Source organism: Arthrobacter sp. CMU6 (genome assembly GCF_059090205.1).
In genome coordinates, this window is sequence record NZ_JBNHFL010000028.1 from 1 (window position 1) to 25,962 (window position 25,962).

Here is a 25,962-nt window from a genome sequence, read left to right on the forward strand (position 1 = left end):
CTCGGGGTTGAAGGTGAGTTCGGGCGAGGCGCCTGCTGCTTCACCGGTTCCTGAGGGAAGCTCGGGGTTGAAGGTGAGTTCGGGCGAGGCGCCTGCTGCTTCACCGGTTCCTGAGGGAAGCTCGGGGTTGAAGGTGAGTTCGGGCGAGGCGCCTGCTCCTCCACCGGTTCCTGAGGGAAGCTCGGGGTTGAAGGTGAGTTCGGGCGAGGCGCCTGCTCCTCCACCCCTTTCCGAGGGAACCAGGCCGTCTGCTCGTTTCCTTCGTTTGGGCTCTGGCACTCTGAAGGCGATGAATGTCGTTGGGCAGGTAAGCACGGTGACGGGGGCACTAACTGAGGCGGGGCGCACGATGGAGTTGGAGAGAGAGCACGGTCGGGGACGCACTAATGAGCTCCTGATGGGCGCAGCTACCGCTATTGCCTGTGTTCCGGCTGGCTTGGTGGATGACGCCCTTGCTGCATTCGCCACGTATATGACCGGCTCGCCGGCTCCGATAATGGATTATGCGGACAAGAACGGATCAGGACCGGTTCAGCACCTCGCTGGGCGAGTAATACGGGGTGTATTGAAGATTGGTTTCCGGTTGGGGCTCTGAGGCCAGCGGGTCTTGCAGCCGGGGCTGGACCGGGCGCGTGTTAGATAGCCCATCAAAGTGACTTTGGATTATGCCCGGCCGATCAGAATACGATGGCCCGCCAGCCAAGGCTCAGCGGCTTTGTCGAGAGCGCTTCTCGTTTTCGGCAACGGCGTGAGCGGCCGCGTTGGGCTGACTTTGGGCTATTCGCGCCTGTATGGCCTCTCGCAGCCGTGCTAGGGAGCGGATCCTCGCATCTGCTCGATTGAACACATTTTTCCTAATTGCGACGTATCGCGAGAGCGGGCTCATGGATCTCGTAGCTGCTGGCCCTTTGGCGCGCTGCTGCGAGGGCACATGTCGGACGATGATCGCCGGCCGGGAGGGCAACTGCCCTGAGCCTTTCCGCAAAGGATACGACTGGTTTCTTGGGAACTTAGGCTTCACCCTTGGTCTAAGGAAACTCGTCCTTCGCGACAGCGGGGTCCTACCTTGGCGTAGAAGGCTGCTCTTCTTCAATGTAAGGGGCTTGTTTTTGTATGGACCTCTGAGACCGTAAAAGCCGCCGTATCGAGTCGTCTTCCGTCGATCGCGTCGGCGCCGGAGCCGCCGAAACTGCCTGAGTCGAACAGCAGATGAATATCGAGGGCGGGCGACCGGCGCCCTCTTGGCTGCCACCGCCTTCTTCACCTTCGGCTTTCCAGCAATCAGCATGGCTGCCTCGGATCTTAATAGGAGAACATATCGAGTCTTAATAGGAGAACATCGAGCAATGGCCGAACTCGGCCCCAAGTACGCCAAGCGGTGACAACTTAAAGCGCAATGGGTATGTTCTATTAGCCTATTCTGAGCGCAGCGTCCCTACAACTTTTGTGGGAGCTGCGGTACACGTCCTTACCCTGGAACCTCAGAATCCTGAGTTCGTCGCCTCCGCCTTTGGTCACGACTCCGGTATCAGAAGGGCTATCGAGGGCCGTCGGCTGGACATCGTTATCGATGGTCGTCCGCTGCGGTATTGGTGGCGGGACTGGGAACAGCCCGAGTGGCAAATAACGGTTCCGGTCCCGGATCTCGTTACTAGGTTGTCGCCGTCTTCGCCACGAGCAGCCCTTCAGCAATTACGCCAGCTCAGGGGTCCCGGCGTCGGCCACGCGCCGACTAGGGCCGAACTGTTTTACTGCGCCACCTGCTTCGATGTCTCCGACGGCATTCTGTCAGTGGAAATAAGCCGCACCACTGATGCGGTGACTTGGCGGGCCCTCGGTTGGAAGGACGAGGAACAGGACGGCGATGCGGACGCCCTTATCTCAAACGCAACGGATTTCTTGTTTGATCCTATCGCCTACGATTCTGCACTCAGCAACGCCCGCGCAGAGTTCCGCCGCGGCTGTCGCCCTCGGTGGAGTTGGCGCTGGTTGGGTTGAATTGTCAGCAGGCCGGCCGGCTGAGGCTCCACTAATAGACAGGCCATGGGGCACTCTCTTTTAGGGTTTAGTCCGCAGGTTGACGTAGCGGGACCACGCGTCGCCTGCGTTGTCGGCGTGGAGGAACGCGATTTGGTGGCTATAGCCGAGGGCGTCGGCGACCAGCGGTGGCGGGGAAAGGATGAGGTGTTCGTCGAGTGCGGTGTTTCGTGCGCCGAGCAGGACGATGCGGAGACTGCGGAGCCTGTCCATGATGCCGTTCGGGTGAAGTGGTTGTCCGGCGCGGGTTCCCGGGAAGAGCCAGGGACTTTGGGCATCTGATCCTGTTCTAAGATTCGGGCGGTTTCGCAGGTGGTTCTTGAAGCAGTTCTGCGAAGGGCTGGGGTACGGGGACCGGATGGGCGCCGAAGCTGATCCTCACGCTGCCATTCGTTTCGCTGGTCTCGACGGCGTCGGCACGGAGCCTGGCTACCCGCACGAGCGGCTGGGCGTAGAGAAGCAGCAAGATGCCGGCGATTCGGTAGGGCAGGGATACGCTAGTACCGGTGAGCTGTTCCCGCAGCCATGCGACGCGTTGGTCTTGGGTGATTGTTGGTCGGGTTTTGGCCGTGTAGTGTCCACCGCCATTTTCCGCCCTCAAATCACATCAAAGTCGTGCTCATAATCTGAATCAATGGTCCGGGGAAGCCCGAACGTCTTGGCCAGGATCCAGAGGGGCGGCGGGTGCGTCTGCGGAAGATTGCAGGGAGATGGACATCGGGATTCCTTTCAGCCAGGAGTACCCCCAGTGTCACGGCCGCAAGGGAATGCTGTCCAAGACCAAATCCGGAGGAACGCCATGCCCGAAAGGCATGGACTGTACGAAAGAGCAGCTGGTCTTCACCTGGGAGGACTCCCCCATGGCCAACCTCATGCTCTCAGTGATGGGCGCCTTCGCCGAGTTCGAACGCTTCCTGATCCGGGAGCGGTAGCGGGGAGGCATCGTCCTGGCCCAGCAGCGCGGCGCCTACCGCGGACGGAAAAAGACCCTCTCGCGGGAACGGGCGGCCGAAATGGTACCGCGGGCGGCCACTGGAATCCCCAAATCCGTCCTCGCCAGTGGCTATGGCATCAGCCGGGAATCGGTGTACCAGTACCTGCGCCAGGCCACGCCTTCCTGAAGCCCTCGCAGGCAATTCTTTTGTGCCGCAACGGTAGCACAAAGCCAGATTGACGGAATCTTCATTATCGACTCTTCTATGGTTGTCAACGCAGTAATGGCCGGGGACCGTTGGCATTGAGTGTGCGGTAGATCCTTCGGGCGAGGTAGCGTTTCACACACCGGCGGATCTCCTTCTTGGTTCGCCCTTCTGCTTGCCGTTTTGCTACGTATTCGATGGTCTCTGGATCGAAGGCCATCCGGGTAACAGCAACCAGGTGAAGGGCTTTATTCAGGGTCCTGTCGCCGCCGCGGTTGAGCCTGTGACGGACGGTATTTCCAGATGAAGCGGGAATGGGGTTGACCCCGGCGAGGGAGGCGAAGGCGGCCTCGGAATGAACCCGGCCCTGATGAGACCAGGCGGTAAGGCATATGGCTGCCGTGATTGGTCCGAAGCCGGATTCCTGCAGCAGCGGCGCGGCTTCGCTTACCTCGACCAGTTCGGTGATCCGGGAGCCGTTTGCCTTGATCTCCGCGTCAAGGTCGCCGATGCGCTTGGCCAGTCTGACGGCTTCGGAGCGGGCCACAGACACCGCAAGAGGTTCTTCACGGACCCGCCACCGGGACACCTCCAGTATCTGGCTTCCGGTCAACGACTCGCGCGCATCGAAGCCCAAATCATTGATCCGGAGCAGTGCGGTCAACGCATTCACGGTCCTGGTCCGGTCCGTGGTCATCGAATGACGCGCACTGACCAGGACCCGCAACGCCGCCCGGACCCCTTCGTTCAGCCGTGGCCGGCGCAACTTATCCTCTTCCAAGGAAAGGACGGCAGAAGCGATCCGGTGCGCGTCCAACGGATCCGACTTACCAACCCCACGACGCGGCAGGGCGTCCATGCGCGTGGCTTCAGCAACCTGGTAGCCGGCAGCTGCGACAGCACCGGCCAACACGGCACCATAAGAAGCGGCGCCCTCAATCACCCATAGAGTGGCCAGATCGGCTTCGGTGCGACGCGCAACCCAAGCAATGGCGCGGTTGATCCCGGCGCCCGTCGCTGGGAAATCCCGGTTGTCGATCCGTTCGCCGTTTGCCGCGGCGATGATGGCGAAGACGTGCTTCCGGGCGTGGGTGTCGACACCCACGACAAACGGGTGGGAATGCGCAACGATAGTCATAGCGGTTCTGGCACCTTCCTCATTTCGCGGACATGTCAGGCCGTTACGGGGCCGGTACCAGTCCGGGTAGAGGTCACTTCGGAACAGCACTGTGACGAGCCACGCCCCGCGCGGGAGCGGACAATCTTCTGATCAAGTCACCGAGGTGGGCCGGGCAGGTGCCGGCCGCCCACCCAACAGACGGACAAGTCGATAACAGGGCACCATACGGGGGCCAAGCGTTCAGACGAGTCACAGCCGCCGGGTGGAACGGCCTGCACCTACTCTGCCAGCCAGTCCCAGACCAGCCGCCCCAATCCTCACAGGCGTTCAAACCACGGGAGTGGAAGTAGCTGCGAGTACTCCCGTGCTTGGAGGAACCTGGGTGTTTCCGCAGGTCAGGCAGGCTTTGCGACGGACCTGACCGTTCTGTCGACACGGCTGAATTTGGCCGCGGATCCCTTGCCGCTATAGGTTTCCTGCATCTAATGCATGTTTCCATGGTTTAGGGGTTGCAGTGAGCGGTGCCATTCCGGGTTTCGTCCCGCGGATGCTGGTCGATCCGGACATTGGGCTGTTCCGGGCTGATGAACGGGTTTTTGCTGCCATGCTCGATGGCTGGCGGGCGCAGATGTTGGCGCGTGGCCTCACGACGGAGACCATCAAGAAGCGTTGCCAGTTGCTGGAGCGTTTTCAGGGCTTCACGGGTGAACGTCCGTGGCATTGGGGTCCGGCCGACATCGATGACTTCCTGGGCGATCTGCGTTCTGGCGAGAAGCCGATCAGCCTGAAGACCTTGCGTTCGTACAGCAACGCTGTGGCGATGTTCTGCTCCTACGTGACCCATCCGGGCTATGGGTGGGGCGAGTTCTGCGAACGGACTTTCGGTGATATTCCGAGCCAGATCTGTTTCGAGTGGAACATGCCTCGGCACACCACCGATGATGCCGTCCCGGCGAAGAAGCGCTCGTTCACCAAGGCGGAACTGCAGCGGTTATTTGACTACATTGATGACCTCGTCGACCGGGAATACGCCGCCGGCAGTAAGCGCTGGCTGCCCCTGTTCCGCGACTCGGTGGCGTTCAAGGTCTGTTATGCCTACGGGCTTCGCCGGCGTGAAATGACCATGCTGGACCTGGAGGACTTCGGCCCGAACCCGCACGTCAGCGACTACGGCCGGTTCGGGGCAGTCCAGGTTCGGTTTGCCAAGGGCACCGCGGGCTCAGGACCCAGACGGCGCACCGTGTTGACCGTGCCGGAGTTCGACTGGGTCGTGGACCAGCTCAAGACATGGACATCCGGTGGATTGCGGCAGCAGTTCCCGACCGCGGAACGGTCCTCGGCGCTTTGGCCGAGTGAGCGTGGTGCCCGGATGTCCCTGGGCTCGTTCGGGGATGCGTTCGCCGCTGCACGGGATGCCGTCGGCCTGCCCCGGGAGCTGGGACTGCATTGCCTCAGGCATTCCTACGTGACCCACCTGATCGAAGCCGGTTACGACGCGGCGTTCGTGCAGACTCAGGTTGGCCACTCCTACGCCTCGACCACCGGGCTCTACACATCGGTATCGTCTGACTTCAAGCAGAAAACCGTGCAGCAGATGATTGCACGTCGCATCGCGAACTTGGAGGACCCAGATGCCTGAACAGCGCCGGATTGGCTACCGCTGGAACCTGCGAGCCTTGATGGCAAAACAGAACCTCTGGAAGACCACCGAATTGATGCCGCTCCTGAAATCCCGTGGCATTAACCTCTCCGAAAGCCAGGTTTACAGGCTGGTCACATCCACGCCGGAGCGCATTCCGGCCAGGACATTCGCCGCGCTCTGCGACATCCTGAACTGCACACCAAACGACTTGTTCGAGCCTTTTGTCGAGATGCGCGCGGCGGCGACGGCCAACGCCCCCAAGCGCAGCGAAGACCTCGGCATCCAACCAGGCAACCCGATCGCTCGACGCGTCCGACTCGTCGCTTCCGAGGACGATGAGTAGGCCACGCAAAGCAGAGGACCCCATCCGCTGGCCGGTCCCCTGCGGCCGCTGTGGCCAGCACCACCAAACCGTCGCTCGATAGCCCGACGGCGGAGTCTGCGGCTACTGCTACCAGCAAGCCAAACGCACTCGTGGCACCTGCGCCTGCGGCCACGAAGGCGTCCTGCCCGGAATTATCGATGACCACCCTGCCTGCCGCCGATGCTCAGGCATCCGACTCAACGTCGACTGCGAGAGCTGCGGAGCAGAAGACGAACTTCACAGCGGCGGCCGCTGCTGGGGCTGTGTGTTGGCCACCGTTGTTGAAGACCTGCTCACGGACCCGTCGCGGGGAATCATGGCGCCCGAATTGATTCCGCTTGCTGCAGTATTGAAGTCGATGAAACGCGCCAACAGCGGCATCACCTGGATCCGGCAAAAACACGTCACGGCTCTTACCCGAATCGAGGAGCCGACCTGACGAGATCGCCAAAGACGAAGCTCGGTGCGTTTGACTCCCCAGGGGCCTGGTTCGTTGCGAACGCGGTGAAGCGCATTCCGTCGAGGTCGGTGATGTACGGCCTGCCCGACGGCGAGTGGCGAACGGTCCGAGGCGGCGCGCCGCCGCCTCGGGTCATCAGTTGCTGAGCCACCGGCCCAGATTGAATCCGGCCGCCAGACCGACGAGCGCAACCCCGACAAGTCCCACCCAGCCGACAGGCGTGAAAAGAGACGCGATCAATAGCACGCCGCCGATGGCCCCGAGTGCGTTCACGATCCCGCCCGCGTTGTCCCCCCTTTCGAACGAGCGCACCGAGGCAACACCGAATCCGATCGCTGCCGTCGCTCCTCCCGCGAATGTCGCCCCGGCGGCTCCGATCGCCATGGCTTGGGAAGAACCGAGGATGGCTCCCGCGCCGTACATTATTCCGCTGGTCGCTTCGGCCACGCCACCGATCACCAGCGGTATCGCTACCGCAGGATTCGGGTCCTGCCCTCCCGTGATGGCCGTGAACATCCCGGTGCCGAAGAACAGCCCTCCGCCGAGCCCTCCGCCGACTGCCCGTGCTGTCCACTCATACCGCACCTGGATCGACTGAGGTGACGGGGTCCCGTGCGCCTCGACAGGGTGTCCCGAAAAGGCGCCCCTCCGCACGACCGAAGCGGAACGAGGACCCCAGATGCGCTCGAACTCCGCCTGTGACAGCTGCCCGTTCCGAACTGCCGCGCGAGCCTTGTTGAACTCCGCCTCACCCGCGGCGTGTTCCGGCGTCGGCGCCCCTTCGATGTCCCCCATCATCCAGCCCGAGCCGTTGTTTTTGATCGCCGCCTTCGCTTCCGCCTTGCCCGCCGGCCCAGACCAGAGGTGAAGTGTGCCCTTCGGCCGAGCGCCGGTCACACTGGTTGGGCGCGCCGCCTCTTGGACTACTGACCGAGCGGCATCGGCAGTCGGTGCGAGCTCGGCGGATGACTGGGCCTCACCCATGGCATTCGTTCGTGGAGGACCTTTGACCGTGACCTCCTCCGGTTCTTCGTCGCCGCCGGCTGAGGCGTCGCCCTTGTCTTTGCCTTCACCAGGCCTTCGCAGCCAGGTTCCGACCTCCCAACCGCCGCCCGCGCGCTTCATGAGGCCGATGCCCCGGCCTTGCTCATCGGCCTTTTGCTCGACCCCTTCGGCATTGAAACCGGTGAAGTCGAAGCCTTGAGCCCTCAACCGCCGCGACGCTTCTGCCGGATCGGAAACCCCGGTCAAATCGACATCACTCAACTTGTAGCTGATACGTTCCTGCGTTCCCGTCGGGTCGAGGTAGACTACGGGATTGTTCGCGCAATAGCGGAAGAGATTGGGTCCGCTGACGAACCCCGCTGGGTCGGCGCTCGTCCAACGTCCGAGCCATGGCGCGTAGTAGCGCGCCCCGAAGTACAGCAGTCCCGTCTCGTCGTCGCGCTCCTTCCCGCTGAACCGGAAGCGCCTCAGGCTCAGGTCGACTCCCGGCTTCGCGGAACGGTATGCGGTTGTGCCGTAGGGGTGGTACTCCTCGTATGAGATCGGGTTGCCATCCGCATCGGTCTCGAGCACCGCCGACCCGAGGTGGTTCGTGTACTGATAGCGGATGAGGGGCGCGTTCAATGGGTTGGCCGGATCGACGTTGTCGTCGTCTCGGACTTTGGTGTCCACTTGGGCGATGCGTCCCGTTTCATCGGCGATGATCACGGTCCGCCGCTCGAGTCGCACCTCACCGGTGTCGCGCCGTCGTCGGCGGAAGATCTGCAGGGCACCGAGGTCGATCCACTCTAGATTCAGGTTGCCGCTGCGCTCGATCACCCTTCGGATCCGCTGGCCGCCCGGTGCGTAGCGATAATGCGCTGCGCCACCGCCCCCCAGGTCGACTCGGCTGAGCTGGTCGAACGAATTCCACTCCATGACGGCGAGGTGGGGCATCCGGGTCATGTTGCCGTAATCGTCGTAGGAGTACGCGTCCGAGAACGGCCCCGCTGCCGAATCTCCCGAGCGGCTGCTCGACGTCAGGCGATTCGTGCGGTCGGCCGCCACGTCGTCGAAGGCGTAACGGTAGCGTCGCGTCCACCCGCTGCCGACCCCCTGCTCGGTGCGGAATCGGTGGGAGAGCTGCGTGATGTTTCCGAGCAGATCGTATTGGTACTCCTCGGTGTACCTCCGGACAGCGGCGAGGTCGTTCGGATGCTTCAGAGAGACCGCGTCAAGGTCCGCAGAGCCCCGAATGTCGTCGTTGACGACCCCGGCCAGCTCTCTGCCGGTCGCCCGGACGAGCTGATACAGGGCGTCGTACTCGTAGCGGTTCTCCGCTGTGACGACGGCGTTGTTGAAGAATCTCGTCTGCTGCGCGTCGTCGGCAAGTCGGGTGATGTTGCCGATGGGGTCGTAGGTGTACTGCAGGCGCTGCAGAGCCTGCGTCGCGGGGTCCTCACCGAGGGGGCACGTCACGAGCTCCGTGAGCCGGAACGTCGTCCGGTCGTGGAAGTACCGGGTCACGACGTCGTTGCCGTAGTGGGCGAAGATGCGGCGCGCCTTGGCGTCGTAGTCCTGAGCCTTGAGGAAGTCGATCAGATCCCCTTGGCCGCCGATGCGAGCCTGGAGGGAGGCCAAGAAGCCCGATTCGTTGTACTCGGAATGCAGCTCAGTCCCGTCGGGCATCGTGACCCGCGTCGGTCGGTTCAGCGCGTCAAAGTCCGCTGATGCCGAGAACACCTCCGCCGGGTTCAGCAGCACTGTCGCCGCCGCGATTGCGGAGGGGACGTCGGGGGCCGCCTGCAGCGGGCTCCAATCGACCATTCCGGCGTAGTCCCTCGTCAGGGTCCGGTCGACAGATATCGGCCGCCCGCGGAAATCCAATGCGGGGACCCGCACGCTGCCGGCCTGGTCGAAGACGACATGCGCGGTGCCGAGAAGGTTCAGAGGCTTGGCTTGGGCCGCGCCGAGCCGGTCGCCGAAGATCACGTGGTTGAAGAGGATCTCCAGGCTGGCACCATCCTGGACGTACGAGTTCACCGGGCGCTGGAGCTCGTCGTATTCGACCCGGAACCTTCGGCCGTGCTCATCCCACGTGCGCACCAGTCCCCCCACGACGTTCAGGAACGTCCACCGCCGGCCCCGTTCGGCACTCACGCCGAGAATCGGTGTCCCGCCCATCCCCGTGAAGCCACTCGCGACTTCACGCTGCTCCTGGTCGAAGATCCGGGAGAAGCGCCCCGCGAGGTCGATCTCCGTCCGCGCGGCCGCCGCCTTGCCCCCGCCGTAATCCGACACGACATACATCGTGCGACCGAGGCTGTCCGAGTGCGCGACAGCCGGCGTTCCGGCATGCTTCGCGGCCAGCCAGGCGGAGCGTCTCTCCGGATCGTTCGCGGGTTCGGGTTCAGCGACAGGGTCGGGGCTGCCTCGATCCATGTACCAGCGGCTCTCGGTGACAGTGTCGTTGACGTCGAAAAGTCGCGTGAGCCAAGGCGTGAACTCCACCTTGGTGAAGGTCCCGTTCGGAAACTCCGTACGGATGCTGCGTCCGAGCGGGTCGTAGTACGTGATCGCGGTGACGCCGAGTTCGCGCACGGCACTCTCGTCCTCATACTCCGACGTGGTGCTGAAGTACGGTTCGTACTGCTTGACGACGTTTCCCTTGTTGTCGGTGACGACGCGGCCGTTTCCGATCCAGCGCGGATCGGCATCCACCTCGACGGCCGACCCATCCGCCTCGACCCGCAGCGCTCTCCCGGGATGGGCGCGCGTCTTGACGAGCACGACACCTCCGGCCCCCGCGGAGTACGAATACGTCTCCTGCCAGCGGGTGTCCGCAGCGCCGTGCCGCTCCCGCGTAAGCGTGCGCGCGAAATTGGGCTTGCCGTGGTCACGCCAGTTGAAGAGTTCGTACTCTGAACGTGTGGTCGGATCCGCGAGCGAATCCCCGTCGGCCGATCCCGACTTGCCCATCACCGCGGACTTCGCGACCATGCCCAGCTCATCGTGCTCGACGGCCGATCGGTTGCCGTTCGCGTCGGTGATCAGCACCGGTGCCAGCACCCGGTAATCGTTGGCGGCGGTCACGACGTTCCATGCGGCCTGAGTGACCGACACGGCCTCGATGAGGAGGTGGTACGCGTCGTAGGTCGCGATGGTCTCGATCCCGAGCGGCTCCCTCGTGCCGACCGGCACATAGAAGGCGTCACGCGCGTTCGGCGGGTAGACCGGGGTACCGGATGGCGCCCACCATCCTGCGTGTCCCGGGGAGCGGACATACCCGGCGGCGGTGAGCTCGGCATCCGCCACTTGGCCGGCGTACTGCGCTGCGAGCACACCCGGGGTCAGGCGGAGGTCGAGCCACTCGTGCGCGAGGCCCAGCGAGCCCCACTCGCCGAGGGGAAGCGGGTTGAGCTCATCGTCGAGGAATGTGGCCCGTTCGTGGGAGAGCAGCCGCTTCTGGAGTGTCGCGCCGTCCGCGACGATCTCGTAGTCGATGTCAGCGGCCGCGGCGATGTCATCCGCGAGCTGTTCGATCGTGAACCTCTCCGTTTCCGGTTGCAGGCCGGTGATCTCGTGGCTTCGTGAATCGAACGGTACTCGCAGGCGATAGACGTCCGGCGACGCGTCGGCGTCGATGTCGTCGGTGTACTCGGTTTCCGCCCAGACGATGTACGGATGCCCCTGCGCGGCGGTGACCTCACCGGGAAGGTCAGGTTCCGCCTGTTTCCTCCCGTAGGCGACCATGCACGTGCTGCGCGGGTTGCCGTACTCATCGAGGTTTAGCGCGAGCGAGTGCGAGATACGCGGATCAGCGGCATTGCGCTCATAGGCCAAAGAGACGCTCTCGCGCGGTACCGTCAGGAACACGGCGTGGCGCTGTCCGCTTCGCGGCTGAAGCCGGCGCACCTCGTACGTGCTCTCCATCACGGCATACGGGTGCTCTTGGACGGATGAGCCGTCGTGGCTGTATGTCTCCTGCCGCAGAACCACGCCTTTGAGTGCTCGCATACTCTCGCGCGCTTCACAGGCATCCCGGCTGGAGGCGGTCTTCGGCGCGGGAAGATGCTGCTCGCCGCGGTAGTACTCCGCGCGGTATCCCTGCGTCGTCCGTCGCTCCTTGTCGATGGATCCCGTGTGGTACCAGGTCCGCGTCGTGACGGGCGGCTGATACAACTCGGGAGTGGTCTCCTGCGCACCGTCCATGCGCGCGACGCCGGCGACGTGGTCTTCGAACGCCTCTGTGTCGAACTGCTCGACCATTCCGAACCCGCGGAACTCCCGCTCTTCCCCGTCGAAGCAGCCGTGGTGATAGGAGAACCGGCTCACGAACCGAGCCCGGCTGACCCGATCGACCGTCTCTATGCGCTCGACCACGTGCACGGGAAACGGCAGGCAACCCAGCCACGGACGGCCGGCCGCCTTGTCCTGCAGGTAGAACCTGGTGGACGGCGCGTACGTCACGTGGACCTCCGCGCCGAGATTGTTCACCAACGACACGAGCAGATGCGGCTTCTGCCCGCCCGTCAGGCTCACATAGCACGTCGGCCGCTCTGAATCGCCGGGCGACGAAGACGTCCAGACGAGACACGCGGTGCCGTTGCCCAGCAGGTCGACGAGCACCACGCCACCGAGGTCGGTGGTCTCGGGCTGCACCGCAAGGCGCTGCGGCGCGCTCCAGCCGTTGCCGGACTGGTTCGAATACATCATGACGCCATCGCCGTGGAGATACAGGATGTCGGTCGTGCCGCTCCCATCGATGTCGGCGAGCCGCAGGCGGGCAGGGTCGAAGATGTCCAGTTCGTCGAACCAGGGCGGGCCGTCCATCGTGACTTTCGCACCGAACCGGCCGTACCCGAGGTTCGGCCAGTATGAGACCTCGCCGTTGCGGATGCGCACGATATCGCTCAGGCCATCGCCAGAGATGTCGGCGAGGTGAATGGACTCCGAGGGGTCGGCGAACACGACCCGCGGACCCCTCTCCTCATCGAGGGCCTTGATCAACCGCTCACCGCGTCCGAATCCGGCCTCACCGAGCGAGGCGTGCCAGACGTAGGCGTCGTCCTCCGAGATCAACACATCTGCGAGCCCGTCTCCATCGAGGTCGACGAACCGCAGATTTGGATCGCACAGATCCCGCACCAGCGGGGCAGCGAGTGCGCGGAACGGCTCCCAGCCCTCATCTGCGTCGTGCTCGAACAGGCCGAGGGTTGCTCCGCCCCATGTCACGACGTCCAGACGCCCATCACCCGCCAGGTCGAGGAACTCACCACCACGACTCAGCGTGACCGTGGGCGCAAGTGCCACGGTCTCCGCGGCGGCGAATCGGGCGATGCCGGCTTCCTCGCCTCCCGCACCCGTGACTGGACTGACGTTGCGCTCGTAGAACCAGGCACCGCCCTGTTCGGTGAGCAGGCCCGGTATCCCCTCGCCGTGGAGATCGACCCAGCGATGCGCGAGGTCCTCCAGCGTAACGGGGACTTCTTTAAGGCTGGTGCGCTCCACGCGACGGACGGTGGATTCGACTTCGACCTCGGAGTATCGCAGCTCGACCGGAGGCATGCTTCGTGCCTCGTAGTCCCCTCCGTTGCGTCGGTAGCCCGTGTGGGTGACCGCGGTGAGGAAGGTATACACCGCGTTCTGCACTGCGGCGGGATCCACTTCGTCCGAGTACGTGAAGTCCGTCGATGACACGAGGCACTCCCGGCCGACCCCCGGCTCTGCGGGGAAGTGGTGGAACATCAACGCCCGCTGACAGATCCGATAGGTCCGGATCTCGAAGCCTGCGCAATACCGGGAGAACGGATCGCTCCGGCAGGGCCACACCCGGGTGGGTGCGGGCACGGGTGCCGCCTCGTCGTGGTCGCCATAGTCCAGCACCAACTCGAAGTGCCAGAAGTCGCTTCCGTCCAGCGCCCGCGCACCCGGCGGTTCCGGCCATGGGTCGGCGGCATCGAGCGCCGGGTAGTACGGGCGGCGGTTGCCGTACCGCACGCGCTTCAGATACCGCTGAGCCGAACGCGAGACATCGGACCGATTCCGCTCGTGCGCTTTGGCGATGAGGCCGTCGCCCGGACCTTCGAAGATCCGCTCCGAGTCTTCGGCGATGAAGTCATACACGACCACGTTGCCCTTGTCGTCGTGCGTTTCGCAGATGGCCCAGCTGAAGATGCGACTCGCATCGAGAGGGTCTGCGATCCGGCTCTCCGGGGTGCGGCCATACCAGGTCGTGACATTGTCCTTGGAGATCGTCCGCCAGAAGACATCACTGGGGTCGCCGATGTTTGTCCACCGCTCGATTCGTGCGAAGAGACCCTCGATGCGTGGCCGATAGCGGCGAATGCGGTATCTCCTGCCGTCGACTGTCCGCAGCGGAAGCTTCGGTGGCGCCCACGTGCCGTCCGCGGCCTGGACCAGGGCGGGGACCAGGTCTTCCGTCCCCGAGAGCAGGAAATCGTCGGAGTCAGTGTCGTCGCGGTACCGCGGGAGCCCGGTGTCGGTTTTGCGGGTTATCGAGGGAAGCGACAGGCTCCAGCCGAACCCGAACGGGCCGTTTCCCGTAGCGGAGTCGTAGGTCAGCGGCAGGGCCGGGCCGAACCCCGCGCGGCCGGGACTTGTTGCGATCGGCAGGGACAGCGATCCGGTTCCGGTGACCGGGTTCGCCGCGAACTTCTCCCCCAGGCTGCGGATCGCTCCACCGCCCTTCGGCAGCTCGATCCTGGGTGCCTGAGGGAGCACCACTGGCAGCGACCCGGAAGATGGGCGATCCGCGGACGCCGACCGATCAGCCATCGAGCGGCCCGATCAGCGCCGATGGCCGCGTCACCAGCGGCACGGCGTCGGGACGCACATGCAGCGGAACAGCTGATGAGAGGACCGAGCCGCGGAATCCGAACGGATCGTCGTGTGCCGCGACGATGTCGTCCGCCGTCCACAGGAGCAGGTCGACCCTCAGCGGCACGCTCGCGGTCGCATCCGTCAGTTCCGCCCGCAAGGATTGGGTCGGCCGACGATCGAGCACGACGATAAGGTCCAGGTCGCTGTGAACATCGGCCCGCCCTTTGCTCCACGACCCGTACATCAGCACGGCCATCGCGTGCGACACAGCGACGAGTCGACGTGCCAGTCCGACGGCGAATGGCGGCGGAGTCTCATACATCGCTGGCCTCGAAACGCAGCAGCAGCCAGGCATGGCGCACCGCGTCGTCCGGCAGCGCGTCCCACGTAAGGTCGGCCGTTCGCTTGAATTGAAGAGTCCAGGTTCCCAGGAGATCCGGCCCCTGCCCTGCGGGCCACGTGGCGGGTGCGTGCGCGAGCTCGCCGAACGCGCCGCCGGTCGTGGCGGCGACCTCGATGCGGGCAGCCGCCGCTCCGCCGGCTGCCGGAGGTGGTGTCATCCGCACATCCAGTGGGCTTGTCTCGACCTCGGCCACGAGATCGGCGCCCAGGACGCGCAGCCGCTTCGCGCCGCTGTGCTGTCGCTGTAGGAACGTCAGCACCTCCCGTCCCACGGGAATCCTCAGCTGCTGCTCCTCGCCTTCGGAGGGATGCAGGAACCGCGCCCACTTGGCGCCGTGCGTCCCATCGAGCCAGATGAGGGCCGCACCGCGCTTGGGGACGGCCTCGCTCACGGCGCTTCGCGCTTGAGCCACGAGCTGCGACGACCCTTGGTCGCCCTCATAGGCGATGGTCAGGACGAAGTCCGAGAGTGTGTCGACATCGAACGCGTTGTCACGAGGGTCCAATTCGATCGTCCAGTGGCTGATGAGGCCGGCTCCCTCGAACGGCTCGTACCGATCGTCGGGCGCTGATCCGGCGAGGCGACCGCGGTCGTCGACGCCGTGACTCGTGCGGATGCTGGCGATCGTCGGCATCGCCGCTGCGAAGCCCGGGCCACCGGCGAACGCGTCACCGAAGTCCTGGCCTGCCTGCGCTGAGGTCCTGACCACCGCTTGAGTCAACATCACCGTGGCGTGCACGCCGGTATAGGGTCCCGTGACACTGGGCGCGTCCACGGCGACCCACCGGATTCGCTGGTTGTACCATCCCGGGTTCTCCCTTGCGAAGAGCCACTCGGGCAGTTCGATAGTCGTGCGGCCCGTTGCCTTGAGCTCGAGGAGCTTGCCGGGCATCAGGGTAGCGAGTGAAACGCGGGTCGTCGCCTCCAGCCGGCGTCGGTTGTTCTCCAGCGCGATCGACTCGAGGCGGCGGAGATCGTTGACGAGTCGGTCGCCGGCGAGAAGTCCCTTCCGCAGGCTGTCCCAGTATCCGAATTGGACGACGGGCGGGGTCGTGTGGTCGCCTGTCTCGTATCTGTACGCCTCCTCGGCCTGACGCGCGCGGTCATACGCGAGCTGGTAGGCCTGGAAGTAGACGGTCGACAGCTGGCCCAGCGTCCACTCATAAAGCTCAGCCCCCGTGTACCTGCTGCGCAAGAACTCGTCGACGCTCTGCGCAGCCTCGACGGCGTGCAGATGCGCATCGAGCTCATGCTGGCTCACGGCCTCGCGGACTTGGGCGACGACGATCTCCTTCGCGAGCCGATTCAGCTCCTTTCGGGCCAGCTCGGCCTGGAACTGATTGTCTTCGTGCCGGCGCTGATAGCCGCCCTGGGTCTCGAGCATGCCGCCGGCGGAGTGCAGGATGCCGCTTACTCCCTCGAAGACTCTCGCGAAGCCGCTCGCCGAGTCGGCGATGTTCTCGCCGCCGTAGGTCACGGTTGCGACGGGTGTCCCGCCGAAGCCGGCCGCCCCGAAGGTGACGGACGGTGCAAGGCTGGCCCCGCCGGACACCGCGCCCAGGATCGTCGCAATGATCTGCGAAACGATGCCGAGGGCGTGCGCGACGGTCGCCGCCGTCTCCCAATCGTTCATGTAGGGCTGGGCGCTGTAGTGGTCGATTCTCAGCTGGATCGCCTCTGTGCTGTTCTCCAGCGCCTCTCGAGCACGCTGGGCCTCGAGCACCTGCGCCTCACGGACCCGCTGGACTAGCGTCTCCTGCGCAACCTCGTTGCCCGATCGAAGCCGTTCGAGCGCGTCAGCGTCGCGCCGCTCGAGGATGGCGAGCATCCTCTCACCCAGCGCACGGACGTCCTCCGCACACGACCGAGCAGATTCGAACAGGGTCGCGTAGCGGTACGGCGATCCCTTTGCAGACGCGGGGTCGAGCACGCTCGAAAGGTCGACCCCCATCGCCGCCGCGCGCACGAGCAGCGCGGGGTCGATGGGAGGCTCGAAAAGCGGCAGCTGTCTGAACACCCCTGAGATGTCCATCGAGTTGCGGATCTTAAACAGTCGGTCTGCGACGGTGTCCCAGTACACGAGAAGCGCGTCGTTGGCTGGGATGCCGAAGTACGACAGCCGGACCACCGGCAAGGCGCCCGGTTCGTCGGACCCGATGACAAGGGTCGGACGATTGGTCAGGTTCTCGAGCTGGACCTCGACCTGTGCATTGCCGAAGGCATCCAGTTCCTCGGCGGCGACCAACTCCTCGTAGGACTTCGCATCCCGTGGGACGGCTGGGATGTGCTCGGGGCGGCGACCGAGGAGTTCGCCCGCGAGCACATAAAGCAGCGTCGCCTCATTGATCGATTCGATCGTCTCCCGGCGGAAGAGCTGGTCGCCCCACGCGATCACCGCGTCAAGGTACTTCCGGACGACCGCTTTCTGGTAGGCGACGGGACGGAATCTCGCGATGACATCAGGCATGAAGGGGTTGTTTCGCCACTGCGTGATCTGCTTGACGATTTCCGGGTCGTCGGCGTTGCCGAGGATCTCCGTGATCCGGCTTCGCTGATACGTCTCGTCCGTCGCTTCGAAGAACGGCTTCGTGATCCAGTAACGCTGCGGAGCCGACTCGGACTCCGTGTTCGACGGGTCGAAGATCCGGTGGAACCAATCCAGCGCCTCCTCGAAGCGCTGATTCGTGCTCAAGCGGCAGCCAACGAGGAGCGGAATGTGGAAGAAGACCTCCCAGTTGTAGACGGACATTGCCCCTGACCGGGAGAAGTCGAGGATGTCCTTTTGTGCGGTCGGGTCGGCAACCGCCACATTCCCAACCGGGGCGTAGGACGAGAAGTCGAACGCGTTGCCGGGTGGATAGCTGGCCGGGAAGCGCTGCATCGCTCGGTTCAGCACGCCGTCTGGTCCCGAGCGATTGAGCTCGCGGAGGAGAAGCGCAGCGTACGGGTGCTGGAAAGGCGCGAATGTGTATTGCAGCCTCTGGACCGAGGTCGTCGAGTCAATTCGAACGTTCGCCCACTGCGAGGTGACGAAATACGCGCGAGCCGCGTCGAGGTAGAAGAAGGGGCTGCGATCGGCGGCCGTGTCGAGTTGGATCCGGTGCATGCTTTGCACCGTGCCGAAAGGCGGACGCGCGCCCTGAAGGAGCGCGACCTCGGCCCCGTTCTGAATCACGGTCAGCTGGCCGGTATTCGGTGTGACGCTGTTGTTTCGCATCCTTCCCGATTCCAGGTGCATGCCGGGCGGCTGCACGAGGCGCGCGGACACCTGGGCCGTCGTGGTGAGCCGATCCACGACTCGTCTCTGTGGATCGCTGATATCGCTGACGAAGGTGAACGAGTCCGAGGCCGCGAGGTTCGGATTGGGTTGCCCGTCACTTCCGATGGGGTGGTAGAAACCGCGCAGCGGCTTGAGTCGCAGCCCCGTCACGTGGCCCTCGAAGACGAACGACGACGAGTGCCATGGCCGGGCCGACTCGTCGAAGCTCTTGTTCGTGAGCTTCCGATGATAGCCGAGGTAAGGATCCCAGAACCATCCCTGGTTGAACTCATAGCTCATGGAGATGTAGACATCGATCCAGAGTTGGTTCTCGGCGCTGTGATAGCGCGGCTTGAGCGTGTAGGAACGCGCCGGCCGGGGCCAGGGGTGCACGAGAGTCTGCGGAGCGGTCCGCTTGGCCGACCAACCGTCCCTGCCCCGAACGGTCCAAGAGAGCTTGATCTCCAGCTGCGTCGGCGGCTCCGGAGCCGCCGTCGTTCCGGTGGAAGGCTGCGCGGCGGGCTGCCGCTTCCCCTTCTGAGGCTTCTCGGTGAACTGCAGCCAGAAGAGATGGAGTGTTCGGTTGTACACGACGGGAAGCACCTGTTCCGCCGTGACGTCGAGATCGATGGTCTCCCATGGCGTCCAGATGGAGGCATTCACGTCGTAGCGTCGGTAGAAGTACGTGAAGGGCTCGCCGCGCGTGCGACCGACGACGTGCAGGAGGTTTACCGACGGACCGAGATTATCCCAGGGATGATCGTCGTCGATCTCATGATGCACGCCGACGACCTCGAGGTTCGCAATCTCGTTGAGCTTCGTGAGGTAGTTCCTCAACGCGTCCTCGCTGCGCTCGGCGGTGATCTCGCCCGAGAGCAGCTCCTGCTCGAATTCCTTGAACAACGGGGTCTTGTCGTCACGCAGCTCCGGCTCGATCCAGTTCTCCGGATAGAGGAAGATCTTCCGGTTGGCCTCCCATATGCGGTAGTTCTTCATCCACTTCCACTGCCGCCAGCTGTTGGGGGACGCCAAGTCCGCCTTTTCGTCCGTCGTGATGACGACGTGGGGCTTCTCCAGGTTGAGATAGGCACGCTGGACGAACATCTGCGCGCTTCCGATCGCGTGCTTAATGCGTGAAGTGAGGACGGGCGGATTAGTTTCGACGTCGATCAGCAGGTAGTCGATCAGGTCGGCGCTGGACGTCCAGCGCTTGGGGTTCGGATACTCCTTGCCGGCCACCTGCACGGTCGGTGGCTGCGTCCGGGAGGCGTTCTCGATGAGATAGGCGACGAGCGCATTCCGCTTGCGCTCCCGCCACACATCCTGCAACGGGCCCAGGACGGTGAGCCATGCGCCTCGCTCGTACTTCGACTTCGCAGCTTGCATGACCGCCTTCGCGATCTCGCGTTCCGGCGGACCGCCCTGGCGCTCGCGCACCGACCAGGTCGCGGCGACGTCGGAGGAGATCCCGAGCCGTTGCACGGCGTCCGAGGCATCCGCGAGCCTTCGGAGGAACTGGGGATCGGTGTAGCGGGCGGCGGTGCCACCGTCGAGCTGCGTGAGTGTTGCCGTGCTGATTCCGGAAAGGCTCGTCGCGATGCCACGGATCTCATCGATGGGACGACCGTCGGCCGCCGCCGCGAACAGGTCACGCGGCGTGCTGGCGGGGGCCGCCGGCGCGGCACCTGGGGGTGCAGAAACGATGGAGGCACGCAGGTCAAGCGCCCGATGGGCGCCGCTCCACCGCAGCAGGCGGACCCAGCCCGATGCGAGCGGCACGCCGGGCGCGGCATCCACGGGCAGATCGACCAGCCGAAGCCCGAGCGCGGAACCCCGCTGCAACGTCCACGCGAGTTTGTCCGTGTCCAGGGTGAGTGCACGCGCAACGCGAGCCATCTTGAGGATTCGCCGGTACACCGTGAACAGACGAGGAAAGTCCGTGCGCGTGACGGCGGAGTGCACGAAGTCACCGCCGGGCTGACGCTTGAGGAGCTCGGGATCGAGGAAGGCGTCGAGCAGCTTTCCGACGGCGTCGGACTCGTCCAGCAGCGTCTTCGCCTGCGCGGGAACCAGACCAGTTGCGGCTGCGATGGTCGTGAAGACCTGCCCCGCCGGCGAAGCCGCAGGCGCGGTCCGCATGCTCTCTCGAAGCGAACCGAGCGCGAGACCGACCGCTTCGTCGGTCGGGGCGAGGGGGGAGGCCGGCCTGCTCGAGAGCAGGAAATCCTGCTCCGTGATCGTCAGCCCGGCTGCGCGCAGCTCGTCGGTCAGCTCGATGAAGACGAGCAGCGTCGACGGCGACGCGAACGGATCGGAGACGAGCGGCTTCAGCAGGTCCCCAGCCGCCAGCAATTCAGGCACATCGAATCGCAGCCCTCGTGCCAGCCCGACCCAGGCTGTCAGCCGGGAGAGAGTCATGAGGTCGTTGGTCGCACCCGTGCGGTCGAGCAGCGCCGTCAGGGAGGGGTCCGCTATGGCGAGCGCGGCGAGGAGCGCCGGGCGGTGCTGCCGCAGGTCACTCCCGTCCGGCTGAGGGTCGAACGCCGGATCCGGCGCACCTGTGACGGCCCTGCGGAGGAACGTCTTCGCATACAGCGAGGCGTCGGCGGCTGTCAGGTCGGTGGGATCCGACTCTGCAGGGTGACCCCTCGTCGGCAGGACGCCAAACCAGGCGGCCAACTCCTGAGCCCCCGTCCCGAGGCGATCGCCGAGCCGCGCAGCGGCGGCAAGCTGCTTGAGCGCAGGGCCGTCGAGCGCGTCCCCGCCGATCCTCTCGGCTCGGACCAGCAGGCCCAGCTCCCAAAGGTCCCACGGCGCATGCCGCCATACCCGCAGCACCCGGTGGATGCGGTCGAGCGCATCGGCGCTCACACCATCCACGGTCTGGAGATTCAGATCCGCGCTGGATGCGGGGCGCTTGATGTGGATCGGCGAATCCCCGTCGGGTGTGATCCAAGCGTTCTGCAGCAGCATCTGCAGCTGCAGGTAGCTGAGCTTGGTGCGCTCGAGTACCTCCAGAACGGGGATGCTGCTCCGCAATGCGTCGAAGCCCCAGAGCGTACTCTGGTCGCCCGTGGCCGGCTTCGCGGTCGTGATGAGCCCCGCTTCGTGGCTCGACACGCCCAGGTACTCGGCGGCGGCATCCACTTCGGCATCTGGACCCGCTGCGGCACTGCGGAAAATCTCCATGAGCCGCCACCTCGGAACGCCCAAGTGCGTCAGCAGAGTGCGAGTCTGGTCCTGCCAGAGGTCATACGCCGACGAGATCGGAAGGTCGGACACGCGTAGATCGTCGTAGACGGTCTCGTCCTGGTGCTCCGGGGTCGCACGCAGCTCGTCGGATGGCAGAGTGGTCTGGCGGTCCAGGAGCCCCGCGGATCCCGGGTAGATCGATTCGAGGACTTCGTTGGTCAGGTCGATGTACGGAAGCACCGTCTCGGTGTTGGCGCAATCGAGCTTGATCTTAACGATGTCGGGGCGACGGTCGGTCAGTACCTTGAGCACGGTGCCGCCGGTGTTGGCGGCACGGGTGAGGAAGCGAAGAATCTCGGCGAGGTAGGCCGCCGGCCCGTACACCGAGGCGCAGTGCGGGCAGTCACATGCGTCCAGCGCGCCGAACAGCGACTCGAGATCCGGAATGTCCTTGAGAACCTTCGAGCGCAATTCCGCGGTGAGAACGAGCGGACTAAGTGCTGCCGGCAGCGTCTTCTGGAGCTCGGAGCGGAATTCGCCGATCCGCTGCAGCACTTGCGCGTACTGGATCTCGGCGTAGCCGTACATGCTGGCTATCGTGGGCGCGTCGATCTTCAGGGGAGCGAGCTTCGCCGCGAACGCCTCGGGCCCCAGCGAGAGCACCTGGACCGAGCTGTGAACGCCCGCATCCAGCAAGGCGGTCGCGGTCTCGATGGTGGGAGCGAGCCGATGCACGCGTTGAAGCACCCGCATCTCGCTGCGTATCTCCGGCTTCGATTGGGGCGCGTTCGCTGCGATGAAGGCATCGACGCTGGAGGTCCGCAGCTCGAATCCGGGATGCGCGTCGACCAGCTGTTCGATGTCGCCGACGGCCGTCAGTCCGCCAGCTCCAGTACGTTTGACAGAGGCGGTGAGAGCGACCGTCGGGAAGAGTCGATGCGCCTGCGCTTCCATCGTGCGGGCGAAGGTCGCATGGCGCGCCGGGTCGGTGTCACCGTCTGTGTTCACCGGCACAGAGCCCACGGTCGCAACGAGTTGGTTCCATTGCTCCGAGTCCCACTTCGCGAGGTCGCGTGTGGTCGTGAGCTCTCCGTGGGCCGGGTCATCCAGTCGCTGCGCGAGCAGATCGACCGTGGGGGGGTGATTCTTGGCGACGAGCCCGATCTCGACCCCCGTCTCGAGGGACGCCACGGCACCCGCTCCCCCGTACGCATCAGGGTTCTCACGGAGGAGATCCCAGAACTTTGGCCCCATTCCGCCGGTGAGTGCGAATGCGTCGGCGATTGCAGCGTGAGTCCCTTCCGGGACGATCGTGCGCTTCAGTGTGTCGCGCAACGTCCCATTCCCGACCAGGAGCGGACGGTCGAGCGCCATGCGCCGGCGCGCTTCCGCAATCTCAGCCATGATCGTGTCAAGGCGCGCGCCGAGGGCGACGCCGACGAGGTTCTCGGAGACGGCCGTCTCGAGCGCACTTCGCGCGAGTGCCGGTTCGGAGAATGCGACCCCGACGGCCACGCGGTCCACGAGTTGCTCGATGAGCGTCCACTCGTGTGTCTGTGCGAGCAAGTCGCTCGGCACGCCGGCTGGCAGGTTCTGTGCGAGGAAGGCGAAGCACACCTCGGCGTCGAGCTCGCCGCCCAGCACGCCTGCCGCGCGAGCCGCAAGGATGAGGCGCATGACATCGTCCTGCACGAGTCCGGACTGAGCGGCGACTCGCGATACGTCGGCGCGTTCCGCCGTTTCCATGAGGGCGGTCATATCCGTGACCCCGATCTTGGCGACCGCGGCCAGCAGCAGCTGATGGAGGCTCGTGCCGCGGTAGGGGTGGGCCCCTTCGGTGAAGTTGGCCCAGCATGTGGCTGTCGGGTTCAGCAGCCTCTTTACCCCGATCGGGTTCCCGCCTCCGTCGAGGTAACGCACTTTGATCGCGAGCGGAGAGATCGGCTGCCCGCTCGCTGGGTCCTTCGGAACCTCGTACGGGATGTCGAAGAACCCGGTGGGCAGTGTCCGCCTGGTCGCGAGCACGACCGACTCCCCGGCAACGGGATCCGTCGACAGCTCCACGGTGATATCGCCGCGTCCCTGCCACGTCTCATCGCGCACGGACCCGCGGATCCGATGCGGATATTCGGGTCCGGGAGTCGCGATACGGATCTCGCTGTTGATCGCCGATCGAGTCGCAGCGTCCAGGGCACCCGTCTGCGGAAGCCGCTTCGCCGCCTGGAATGAGAGCACCGCCTGGCGGGTGCTCTTTCCGAAGCGAGCGGCCTTGAATTCTGCCTCCGGCGGCGCGTGGCCGAGGAAAGCGAGGGCCTTCTGAGCCGTCGCCACGTCCTTGTTCGTCATGTTGAGACGCAGGTTGCGAGGGACGACTCGCACTTCGTTCGCCTGAGGAGCAGAGACCGGCTTCGACGGCGGCCGGCGACTGGCCGCAACCGCTCTGACACGGTCGAATGTCGTCGGGTCCACCTCGCCCGTCACGGGAAGACCGAGCGACTCCTGGAGGATCCTCACGGCGGCCCGCGTCGAGTCGGCTGCCGTGCGTGTACGCAGCTCAGCTTCGTCGATGTGCAGCTCCACTCCACGAACGGACGCCGCCTTCAGCAGCGCGCGCTGAAGCGTTCTGGTCTGCCGATGCGTGGCCAGAGTGGCGGTGAGGGCGGCCTGCCGAAGCGCCCCAAGAGTGACTTCCCCCACAAGCCCGTCGACGGTGAGACCGTTCTGCTCCTGAAAGCGCTTGACCTCGCCGATCGTGGACTCACCTGCGGTCCGGGTGCTGCGTTCCTCGGCGATCGGCGCGAAACCGGCACGCGCCAGCATGTCCTGCACTTTCGCGGTGCGCATGCGGCTCGATGCGATGTGAGTATGAGCCACTTCCGCGACGACTCTGGCGATCGTCGCATCGTCAGCGTCCCCCGTCGCGGGGAGTCCGACCCGCTCCTGGAATGCCACGAGCGCGCTCGTGGCTGCCGGGAGATCCATCTCGCTGGGGGTGGCCACTGCCTCAGGCGGAGCGATCTGGGCGAGGGCACGCGCGGCGGCGAGCGTTCGCCGTCGTCCGGGCTGCAATCGCCGAAGCTCCGGCAGGGAGGCTCGAACTGAGGCATCGACCATAGGAAGCCCCTTCCCGAAAAAACGCGTCGATCAAGACGAAGCTGCGGCTCCCGCCGGTGACACCGGTGGCGACAGTCGGTGCGGCGAGGACCACCAGTAGTACCGTGGGGCTGATGCCCCGCATATGCTGAATGCTCCCAGATTCTGCGGCGGCGCGGTAGAGGTTCGGTCAGGTGGAGGCCTCAAGCGCCCTGAAAGCGAAAAGGCCCCGAGCGAATGCCGAGGTCCTTTTCAAGAACTGAAAGCTTCTTGTGATGATGCTAAATCTCAGTTTCCTGCACTAAGTCACACCCTCAATACTTCAACCTTAAGTCCTTCCAGTGTGACGCACTTTAGTCCTGTAATGCCTCCGTGACAAGCGTCAAGCTCAGCGCTCGGCCCGAGTGAGCGAAGCGTCCCCTAACGATGCCAAGGCGCCGCGGCATCCCGGAGATCCACCAAACCAGCATCCACACAGGGACCAGCCCCTACATCTAGTGCGAGGGAAAGGGCCGCAAGCACCGGGCCACCCCCATCAGCACCAAGACCCGGGACCAGATGCGCACCTACCTCACCGAACGCCAAGTGTCCAGGTAAGTTGCGAAAATGGCCAACTACATTGAGATAGGACACTCAGCCCTGGTCGCCGGATGTCCGGTCTCAATATAATTGGCAACTTGGATGTGGGGTTTTGCCAACTTAACTTAGACAGATTATGCCGCCGGCGTCTCATCCGAGTTGGCAATTCCGTATGCGTCTTCCCTGCCGTAGGGCGGCCTGGCCACCTCTCCGGAGGCATTGTCCGTCCGTAGTGTTGCCAGACGCGGTGAGACAAAGGCACGCGCTACATTGCTATGTCTATTGAGATTTTGCCAACAAGATTGAGATCGGACACCGGAATTGATGCATCCAGTGAGATACTCAACCGAATTGATGGGGAAATACGTTATCCGATTTCTCGTCATGCGGAATCATTGATGCTGATTCTGCTTGAGGGCGATGTAGTCAGACATTCGTGTGGCTGCCCGGGCTGCATGCCGGGCGATGACTGCCGGGCTGTAGTCGAGTAGATCGATGAGCGTCCCGGCGTCGACTTCCTGGGTGAGATCGCGGAGCGTGGCATTTCGGGCCCTTTGTGCGTCGATGCCAAGGACTTTGAGCCGCTCGGACAGGGTCGCCGGGTGGAGGTGCTGGCCGGCGCGGATGCCCGGGAACAGCCAGGGCGTGTTCGTGTTCGTCGTGTTCCGGTTCTCGGATGAGTTCGTCGAGGACGGCGGCCTGCGGCCGTTCAGCGGGCAAAACACGGGCCACTCGGCCAGAAGGCAAGATCTGCGGACCCTGCTTCACGACCGCCACCCGCACCCATGGGACCGGCACCTATTGCGGTCAGCACCGGCCCTTACCAGGGCCACCCGCGGCTTACGTC

The 25,962-nt window shown here is 64.6% G+C and carries 9 protein-coding genes and 2 pseudogenes; 4 read left to right on the forward strand and 7 right to left on the reverse strand.

The genetic code is table 11. From position 1 onward, the window contains the following. Positions 1 to 279: pseudogene (locus tag AC5RWD_RS17885) on the reverse strand (hypothetical protein); the annotation flags it as partial. A gap of 1,779 nt (positions 280 to 2,058) precedes the next feature. After that, positions 2,059 to 2,250, reverse strand: a complete 192-nt coding sequence (locus tag AC5RWD_RS17890) for a hypothetical protein (protein WP_494021296.1) — start codon at positions 2,248 to 2,250, stop codon at positions 2,059 to 2,061. A gap of 611 nt (positions 2,251 to 2,861) precedes the next feature. On the opposite strand from AC5RWD_RS17890, the pseudogene AC5RWD_RS17895 reads away from it, so the two are divergent. Next, positions 2,862 to 3,158, forward strand: a pseudogene (locus AC5RWD_RS17895) (helix-turn-helix domain-containing protein); the annotation flags it as partial. An 85-nt stretch (positions 3,159 to 3,243) separates the two neighbouring features. Here the strand turns inward: AC5RWD_RS17895 and AC5RWD_RS17900 are convergent. After that, a complete protein-coding gene (locus AC5RWD_RS17900) occupies positions 3,244 to 4,314 on the reverse strand; it encodes an IS110 family RNA-guided transposase (RefSeq protein ID WP_494021297.1) in 1,071 nt (356 codons plus the stop codon). 496 nt (positions 4,315 to 4,810) lie between these two features. On the opposite strand from AC5RWD_RS17900, the gene AC5RWD_RS17905 reads away from it, so the two are divergent. The 3 genes from AC5RWD_RS17905 (at position 4,811) to AC5RWD_RS17915 (ending at position 6,741) form a co-directional block, all read left to right on the forward strand. Then, positions 4,811 to 5,935, forward strand: a complete 1,125-nt coding sequence (locus AC5RWD_RS17905; protein WP_494021298.1) for a tyrosine-type recombinase/integrase — start codon at positions 4,811 to 4,813, stop codon at positions 5,933 to 5,935. Then, complete coding sequence (locus tag AC5RWD_RS17910) at positions 5,928 to 6,281, forward strand: helix-turn-helix domain-containing protein (protein ID WP_400577114.1); 354 nt, start codon at positions 5,928 to 5,930, stop codon at positions 6,279 to 6,281. Before AC5RWD_RS17905 ends, AC5RWD_RS17910 begins: the two co-directional genes overlap by 8 nt. Before the next feature lie 289 nt (positions 6,282 to 6,570). After that, positions 6,571 to 6,741: a hypothetical protein gene (locus tag AC5RWD_RS17915; RefSeq protein WP_494021299.1), complete on the forward strand. Its 171-nt coding sequence runs from the start codon at positions 6,571 to 6,573 to the stop codon at positions 6,739 to 6,741. A 156-nt stretch (positions 6,742 to 6,897) separates the two neighbouring features. On the opposite strand, the gene AC5RWD_RS17920 is transcribed toward AC5RWD_RS17915, so the two are convergent. The 4 genes from AC5RWD_RS17920 to AC5RWD_RS17935 form a co-directional block, all read right to left on the reverse strand. Continuing rightward, entirely contained in the window at positions 6,898 to 14,493 is a 7,596-nt protein-coding gene (locus AC5RWD_RS17920) for a SpvB/TcaC N-terminal domain-containing protein (RefSeq protein WP_494021300.1), read from the reverse strand. A 43-nt stretch (positions 14,494 to 14,536) separates the two neighbouring features. Next, positions 14,537 to 14,857: a nucleotidyltransferase domain-containing protein gene (locus AC5RWD_RS17925; RefSeq protein ID WP_494021301.1), complete on the reverse strand. Its 321-nt coding sequence runs from the start codon at positions 14,855 to 14,857 to the stop codon at positions 14,537 to 14,539. A gap of 46 nt (positions 14,858 to 14,903) precedes the next feature. Continuing rightward, on the reverse strand, positions 14,904 to 24,443 hold the full coding sequence (locus tag AC5RWD_RS17930) for a Tc toxin subunit A-related protein (RefSeq protein ID WP_494021302.1): 9,540 nt from the start codon (positions 24,441 to 24,443) through the stop codon (positions 14,904 to 14,906). Positions 24,444 to 25,507: 1,064 nt separating this feature from the next. Continuing rightward, complete coding sequence (locus AC5RWD_RS17935) at positions 25,508 to 25,840, reverse strand: hypothetical protein (RefSeq protein WP_494021303.1); 333 nt, start codon at positions 25,838 to 25,840, stop codon at positions 25,508 to 25,510. Positions 25,841 to 25,962 lie beyond the last annotated feature (122 nt).

Bases quoted from the DNA above. Each gene is read 5' to 3' on its own strand.
- AC5RWD_RS17900 (WP_494021297.1), bottom strand. From the start codon at position 4,314: ATGACTATCGTTGCGCATTCCCACCCGTTTGTCGTGGGTGTCGACACC.
- AC5RWD_RS17910 (WP_400577114.1), top strand. From the start codon at position 5,928: ATGCCTGAACAGCGCCGGATTGGCTACCGCTGGAACCTGCGAGCCTTG.
- AC5RWD_RS17890 (WP_494021296.1), bottom strand. From the start codon at position 2,250: ATGGACAGGCTCCGCAGTCTCCGCATCGTCCTGCTCGGCGCACGAAAC.